The sequence below is a fragment of the Acidovorax sp. A1169 genome, assembly GCF_030704685.1.
Lineage (GTDB): Bacteria > Pseudomonadota > Gammaproteobacteria > Burkholderiales > Burkholderiaceae_C > Acidovorax.
In genome coordinates this window covers 63,554-69,771 of record NZ_JAUZDX010000029.1, presented here as the reverse complement: position 1 = coordinate 69,771, position 6,218 = coordinate 63,554, and the positions used below count along the sequence as shown (strand labels likewise).

At 62.3% G+C, this 6,218-nt stretch carries 4 protein-coding genes and 1 pseudogene; 3 read left to right on the top strand and 2 right to left on the bottom strand.

Annotated elements, in window-relative coordinates:
- Positions 1-34: 34 nt before the first annotated feature.
- Positions 35-532 (bottom strand): hemerythrin domain-containing protein, encoded by a 498-nt coding sequence (locus QYL93_RS29415; protein ID WP_305746998.1) that lies wholly within the window; start codon positions 530-532, stop codon positions 35-37.
- Between the two features lie 832 nt (positions 533-1,364).
- Between QYL93_RS29415 and QYL93_RS29410 the strand changes: the two genes are divergently transcribed.
- Positions 1,365-2,654: an HD-GYP domain-containing protein gene (locus QYL93_RS29410; protein WP_305746997.1), complete on the top strand. Its 1,290-nt coding sequence runs from the start codon at positions 1,365-1,367 to the stop codon at positions 2,652-2,654.
- Between the two features lie 151 nt (positions 2,655-2,805).
- Here QYL93_RS29410 and QYL93_RS29405 read toward each other — a convergent pair whose 3' ends face one another.
- Positions 2,806-4,842, bottom strand: a complete 2,037-nt coding sequence (locus QYL93_RS29405) for a methyl-accepting chemotaxis protein (protein WP_305746996.1) — start codon at positions 4,840-4,842, stop codon at positions 2,806-2,808.
- Positions 4,843-5,353: 511 nt separating this feature from the next.
- Here QYL93_RS29405 and QYL93_RS29400 point away from each other — a divergent pair.
- Both QYL93_RS29400 and QYL93_RS29395 read left to right on the top strand, forming a co-directional pair.
- Positions 5,354-5,724 (top strand): annotated as a pseudogene (locus QYL93_RS29400) (helicase C-terminal domain-containing protein); the annotation flags it as partial.
- 137 nt (positions 5,725-5,861) lie between these two features.
- Positions 5,862-6,218 (top strand): YciI family protein, encoded by a 357-nt coding sequence (locus tag QYL93_RS29395; protein ID WP_305747000.1) that lies wholly within the window; start codon positions 5,862-5,864, stop codon positions 6,216-6,218.

Sequence of the window (6,218 nt, the reverse complement as noted above, 5' to 3'; positions counted from 1 at the left end):
ATGATACCAAATCACCAGCACGCGAACGACACAGCTAAGCTGGTTGAGGGGCGCGATCAAGTTCCAAAAGCTCTAACTTGCGCGCTTCAAGTTGATCGCGTAGCGCCAACAAATCGAGCTTGCGGGCGGCTCGCGCTTTAGGAAACATCTCGTTCCGCTCTTCTTTCACGTGGTGGTCAATGTACTCGCCCAGAACGATCACCTTGGCATCGAACATTTCAGATACGATCGGCTCCGCCTGAATTTGCGCAATTAGGTCCTTTGCCGACTGATGTTCCACTTCGGCTTCCGCTAGAAGATCCGTTTCCTTGATCGCAGCCCGGACGGCTGGATAGAAGATTTCCTCTTCGATCTGGGCATGTACAGTCAGCTCCTTGCAAATAGTCTGTGCAAGTGCGAGACGCGCCTCTTTTGCATTTCGAGCTTTGGAGGAAATTAGCTCCTCATACTCCTTGAACATCTTTTTAACGTTCTTGTGATCAGCGTCGAGCAGATCGCAAGCGTCTTTCTCTCGTTTTGGCGTTGTGGCCATCTTAGGCTCCAAATTGCTTATGGGGACTCCATGATCCGGGCGACTGCGATGTATCCGCGTAGGTAAAGAATGCAATCACCAGTAGTCCAAAACTGATTTCGTGGACGCGGAACCCCCAGCCAAATCCTTTCAAATCAGTGGTGATCGCATCGCACGCAAAACAGAATCAATTGGGTCTGAGCACGAATGGGTGGGCGGTCACGCTCATACCTGTCAGCTCAAAAGCATCAGGTTGAAAGACGCTGCCACGGAGCACCGTGCCTCGAACTATTGCCTACCGATGTCGGCTTGCCGGGCGGCATGAAAGGCCGCCAACTGGCTGACTCTCCTCACATGAGCGGCTCGCACTGCGGGTGCTCTTCGTCATCGATCACTCCGGAGTTGCGCTTGCCGGAAGTGGCCTTTTCGAGCATGGGATGCAAGTCATCACAAGTCCCTTTGATCTTGAAACATTGGCTGCGAAGGTGACATCGTTGGTCGACAGGGCCCTCCGCAGGCGCTATAGGTGATGTGATCGATCTGGTACGCGCTTTTGCAAGCAGCATTGTCTCGCTGCATCTGAACAAAGGCCGCAGCTTCAAAGTGCTCACGACCGACGTAGCCGGGAAACAAGTCAGCATGAAGTCGTGACATCGGGCGCAAGGCCAAGGCATTCCAGGACGATGCACTGCCTGCACAGAATTCGATTGACTACCGTCCGGTCAGTGGATCCCAAACCACTTACGCCGCGGCGACCTCCAGCCACGGGCAAGCCCAGCCTGGCTGACAATGACGTTCTTCCATCTTGAAATCTTGATTGCTGCCGAAGCGCAGCCAGAACGGGAAATTCTTCATGCTCAAGCGCATCAGCATTCAGCACCTTACCTTGGGCATGTATGTGCACGATTTCTGCGGTTCGTGGATGGACCACCCGTTCTGGCGGGCCAAATTCGTCTTGAAGGAGCCCAAGGACCTGGCACGCATCAAGGCCGCGTCCATCGAAGAGGTCTGGATCGACACGTCCAAGGGCCTGGACGTGGCGGCCGGTGTGCGCTCCGTCTCGCGCGAGGAGGCCGACTTTCAGGTGGATACCGATTTCGGCATGCTCGACACCATGCCGCCCCTGGTGGTGGATCCGCCGCCGCCGCCCTCCCCGCCTCCCCGCCGTGCGCGGAGCCGGGCACCTGCCAGCATGAACAGCGAGCTGCAGGCGGCGGCCTCCATCTGCGGAGAAGCCAGGCAGGCCATGGTCTCGATGTTCAGCGAAGCGCGCATGGGCAAGGCGGTGAACTCGGAGAATGCGCGCAGCCTGGTCGAAGAGATCTCCGACTCCGTCACGCGCAACCCGAGTGCGTTGATCAGCCTGGCCCGCCTGAAGACGGCAGACGACTACACCTACATGCACTCGGTGGCGGTGTGCGCGCTGATGGTGGCGCTGGCCAAGCAGATCAACCTGAATGAAGAGCACACGCGCGTGGCCGGCATGGCCGGGCTGCTGCATGACCTGGGCAAGGCGGCCATTCCGCTGGCGGTGCTCAACAAGCCAGGCAAGCTCACGGATGAGGAGTTCACCGTGATCCAGAGCCACCCGGTACAGGGCTACCTGATGCTCAAGGAGGGCGGCAGCGTGGAAGACTCGGTGCTGGACGCCTGCCGCCACCACCACGAGAAGATGGACGGCTCAGGCTACCCCGACAAACTCAAGGGTGAAGAAATCAGCCTGATCGCGCGCATGACGGCCATCTGTGATGTGTACGACGCCATCACCTCGGACCGCCCCTACAAGCGCGGCTGGGACCCGGCGGAGTCGCTGCGCCGCATGGCCGAGTGGACCAAGGGGCACTTCGATCCCCGGCTGTTCCAGGCGTTTGTGAAGAGCATCGGTATCTACCCCGTGGGCTCGCTGGTGCGGCTGACCTCCGGGCGCATCGGCGTGGTGACCGAGCAGGGCCAGAAGTCCCTGACCTCGCCCAAGGTGAAGGTGTTCTTCTCCACCAAGTCGGACATGCGCATTCCGCCCGCCACCATCGATCTGGCCGAGCCGGGCTGCACCGAGAAGATCGTGGCCCGCGAGGACCCTGACCAATGGAAGTTTCCGGACCTCAACGAGCTGTGGTCGGGCCTCTCCTTACCTGCTCGCTGAAAGCATGATCAGGCCGGCAATGGTGAATCGGCCTTCGAGCTGCAGTTGGCTGTAGATACTGGAACGCGCGGAGTTGTGTGTCTGCGGACCCTACAGTGTTGCGCTTCAGTTTTGAATCCGCCAACTCTCTCAGCCTTCATGTTCGACCACATTAGAAAGACTCCCAGTCCGCCTCGTTGTCTGCCGGTTTGGCAGGCGCGCGGGATGCGAGCTTGGCCGGCGCGGCGCTCACCGGCGGCGAGCCGGGCTTGCGGGTTTTGGTTGCGGCTGCCGCGGTTGCAATGCGCGCAGTTGGCGCGGGCCGCGCTGGCGGGACTGGCAACGGGGACCTTGCAGAAGCAGGCACGGCACGAGCAGACGGGCGATGGGCTGGTACGGGTGCCGCATGCGCGCTCAGTTTGAACACACCAACCACCTTGACCAGATCGCTGGCTTGGGTCTGTAAGCCGACCGCTGCAGCAGCCATTTCCTCGACCAGGGCGGCGTTCTGCTGGGTGACCTGGTCCATCTGGGTGACGGCGTCGCCGACCTGCGCCACGCCCGCGCTTTGCTCGGCGCTGGCCACGCTGATCTCGCTCATGATCTGTGTAACGAGCTGGATTGAGCCGACCACCTCGTTTATGGTGGTGCCGGCGCGGTCCACCAGTGCGCTGCCGTCCGAGACCCGCTGCACGCTGTCGGTGATCAGTTGCTTGATTTCCTTGGCCGCATTGGCCGAGCGGGCTGCCAGGCTGCGCACCTCGCTGGCGACCACTGCGAAACCACGGCCCTGCTCGCCGGCGCGGGCGGCTTCGACCGCAGCGTTCAAGGCCAAGATGTTGGTCTGGAAGGCGATGCCGTCGATCACACTGATGATGTCTGCAATCTTCTTCGAGCTGTCGTTGATGCCCTTCATGGTCTCGACCACCTGGCCGACCACTTCGCCGCCCTGGATGGCGACGGCGGAAGCGCTCATCGCCAATTGGTTGGCATGGCTGGCGTTGTCGGCGTTCTTCTTGACGGTGGAACTCAGCTGCTCCATCGAGGCAGCGGTTTGCTGCAGCGCGCTGGCCTGGCTCTCGGTGCGGGCGGACAGGTCGTTGTTGCCCTGCGAAATCTCGGTGCTGGCGGTGGCCACGCCGTCGGCGCTGGTACGCACCTGTTGCATCACCGCCTGGATTTTTTCCACGAACTGGTTGAAACCGGTGGCGATCGCGGCCAGTTCGTCGCGCCCTGTGGCGGCAACGCGCAGGGTCAGGTCGCCGTCGCCAGAGCCCACCTCCTGCATGGCGTCGCGCAAGACGGTTAGGCGGCCCAGCACCTTGGTCAGCATGGCACCGATCATCAGCACCACGACCAGGCCGATGGCCAGGCTGCCTACCAGCGAGGACCACACCATCGAACGGATGCCGGCCATGGCTTCGTCGCGGTGCAGTGCCACCACCAGCGTCCACTCGGTGCCGGCAATTGGCGCCGCATAGACCAGCCGGGCCTCGTTCGCGATATTGACCTCGGTCAGCCCCTTGAGCGCCGCCATGCCGGCCGTGTCCAGGCCGGGCGCGATGTCGGTCACCGGCTTGCGCAGCAGGTTCTGGTCTTCATGCACCACGATCTTGCCGTCCTTGGAGACGATGAAACCGTAGGTGCCGGGCGTGGGGCGGATCGACGCGATATTGCGCGCCACCGTGTCCACCAGCACGTCGGTGGCAACCACCGCCTTGGTGTCCGCGCCCTGCTTGACGGCGCGGGCGAAAGTAATGAGCAGCTTCTTGGTCGAGGCGCTGATGTAGGGCTCGGTCACCACCGGGCCAGAGGCTGCGGCGGCCAGCTTGTACCAGGGCCGGACGGTCGGATCGTAATCCGCGGCGCGGGTACGCACTTCCGAAAAGATGGCTTTCTTGTCCGCATAACCGATGTAGGTCAGGTCAACCCCGCCGGCGATCCTGGCCTGCTCCAGGGGCTTGAGCGGATCCTCGGCGTCCACCGCCGGCACAAGGGACGCCACCACCCGGTGGTTCTGCGCGACCCATTCGGCCACGCCCTCGGCGTGCGAGGACGCGAGCGAACGGGCTTGGTCGTTGAGCGAATCCATCGCGTAATGACGGGCGGTTAACACATTGGTGGCCGACAGCCCCAGAAGGCCGACCAGCACCAGCCCGCCGGTCATGGCGACGATTTTCCCGCGAAGGGACGAAGACAGTGAGAGCATGGAAACCCCTGGTCGTGTGGTGAATGCGCCGTTGACAGCGGATGCCGTCACATCATCGCGCCGGACAGCAAGCCGATGAGCTTACGCAAGCTGGTCATATGATTGATTTCCACACATCCATACCTGCAACTTATGTTATCAGAGCGCGCCTTGCGAGTGCCCCTCTTGCAGGCGGCTCAGGCCCACGCCGGAATCATTTCTGGCCCCTGACTAGTGCGTCGTCACCTGTGGATCAAGTGGCGGAAGTGGACCCCCTCTTGCTGCCTTGGCACCTCCCACGGCCTGCACCACCTCTGTAAACACTAGCGCCTTACTAAGGCGTCCCCACCAGACTTTCATTCGGTCGCCGAGATACGCCTGGCGCATCAGCTCGCCGCGCAGGACGCTGCCTTCCACCAGTCTAGCGGGCGCCCTCAAGCGCGTGCAGGCGATAAGTGAGGAACTTGAGCGCGAGCAATCGAGTGTCGAGGCTCGGAACGCCGAAAGCCCTGACAGCAGGGACAGAACACGCCCGATCTGGGCAGAGACGCGCCAGATGGCAGACACAGATCGTGATGCGTTCCTGGCGCGCTTTGCGCTCGGCGGCAGCGGTGTGGGCTTCGCCGTGCTGGATGGCAGCTATGCCTAGGGCATCGACCTGTCCGGCTGCCGGTTGGTCGGGGCCTTCGTGGCGACACTGGGCCTGCCGCAGGTCAACCCGGTGAACGAGCAGCGCCGGCTTCGACTACGCCTAGCTCTACCCCGGCGTGCAAAAAGGTGGTGCAGGCGGCCGGTCGGGTGATCCGTGGGCCGGACGACCGCGACTTGCTTTCTTTCATCAAAGACCGTTTTGACCGGCCGGACGTGCGCCGCCTGTTGCCCGACTGGTGGCGACCGGGTTAGCATTTCGCAGGCCGCAACAAAAATTTCATGGCCAGTGTCGATTGCGTGCGGACTGGCGCATCCAGCTTGTAGGAACGCGATGGTCGCGCTCCACCCCCCTACGTGCCACCCGTGCACAGGAGTTGACCGTGAAATATATGCTGATGTTCTATGAAAGCCCGGCTGACCTGGCCCAGCGCGACAACCCTGATACATCCCCCGCCTACTGGGGCGCCTGGACGTCGTATATGGGCGCCATTTCCGCCAGCGGTACCATGACCTCGGGCAACGGCCTGCAACCCCGCGAGCTGGCAACGACCCTGCGCGTGAAGGACGGCAAGCGGCAGGTGCAGGACGGACCGTTCGCCGACACGCGCGAGCACCTGGGTGGCTACGTTATCCTGAATGTCGATTCGATCGACCAGGCGCTTGAATGGGCGGCACGGGCCCCGTGCGCCGCCACAGGCGTCGAAGTCCGCCCGGTGATGCCGCCGCCGCCCGGCGCGCCGGTCTGA

Coding starts and splice junctions, on each gene's coding strand:
- QYL93_RS29395 (WP_305747000.1), top strand. CDS start 5,862: ATGCTGATGTTCTATGAAAGCCCGGCTGACCTGGCCCAGCGCGACAAC.
- QYL93_RS29410 (WP_305746997.1), top strand. CDS start 1,365: ATGCTCAAGCGCATCAGCATTCAGCACCTTACCTTGGGCATGTATGTG.
- QYL93_RS29405 (WP_305746996.1), bottom strand. CDS start 4,842: ATGCTCTCACTGTCTTCGTCCCTTCGCGGGAAAATCGTCGCCATGACC.
- QYL93_RS29415 (WP_305746998.1), bottom strand. CDS start 532: ATGGCCACAACGCCAAAACGAGAGAAAGACGCTTGCGATCTGCTCGAC.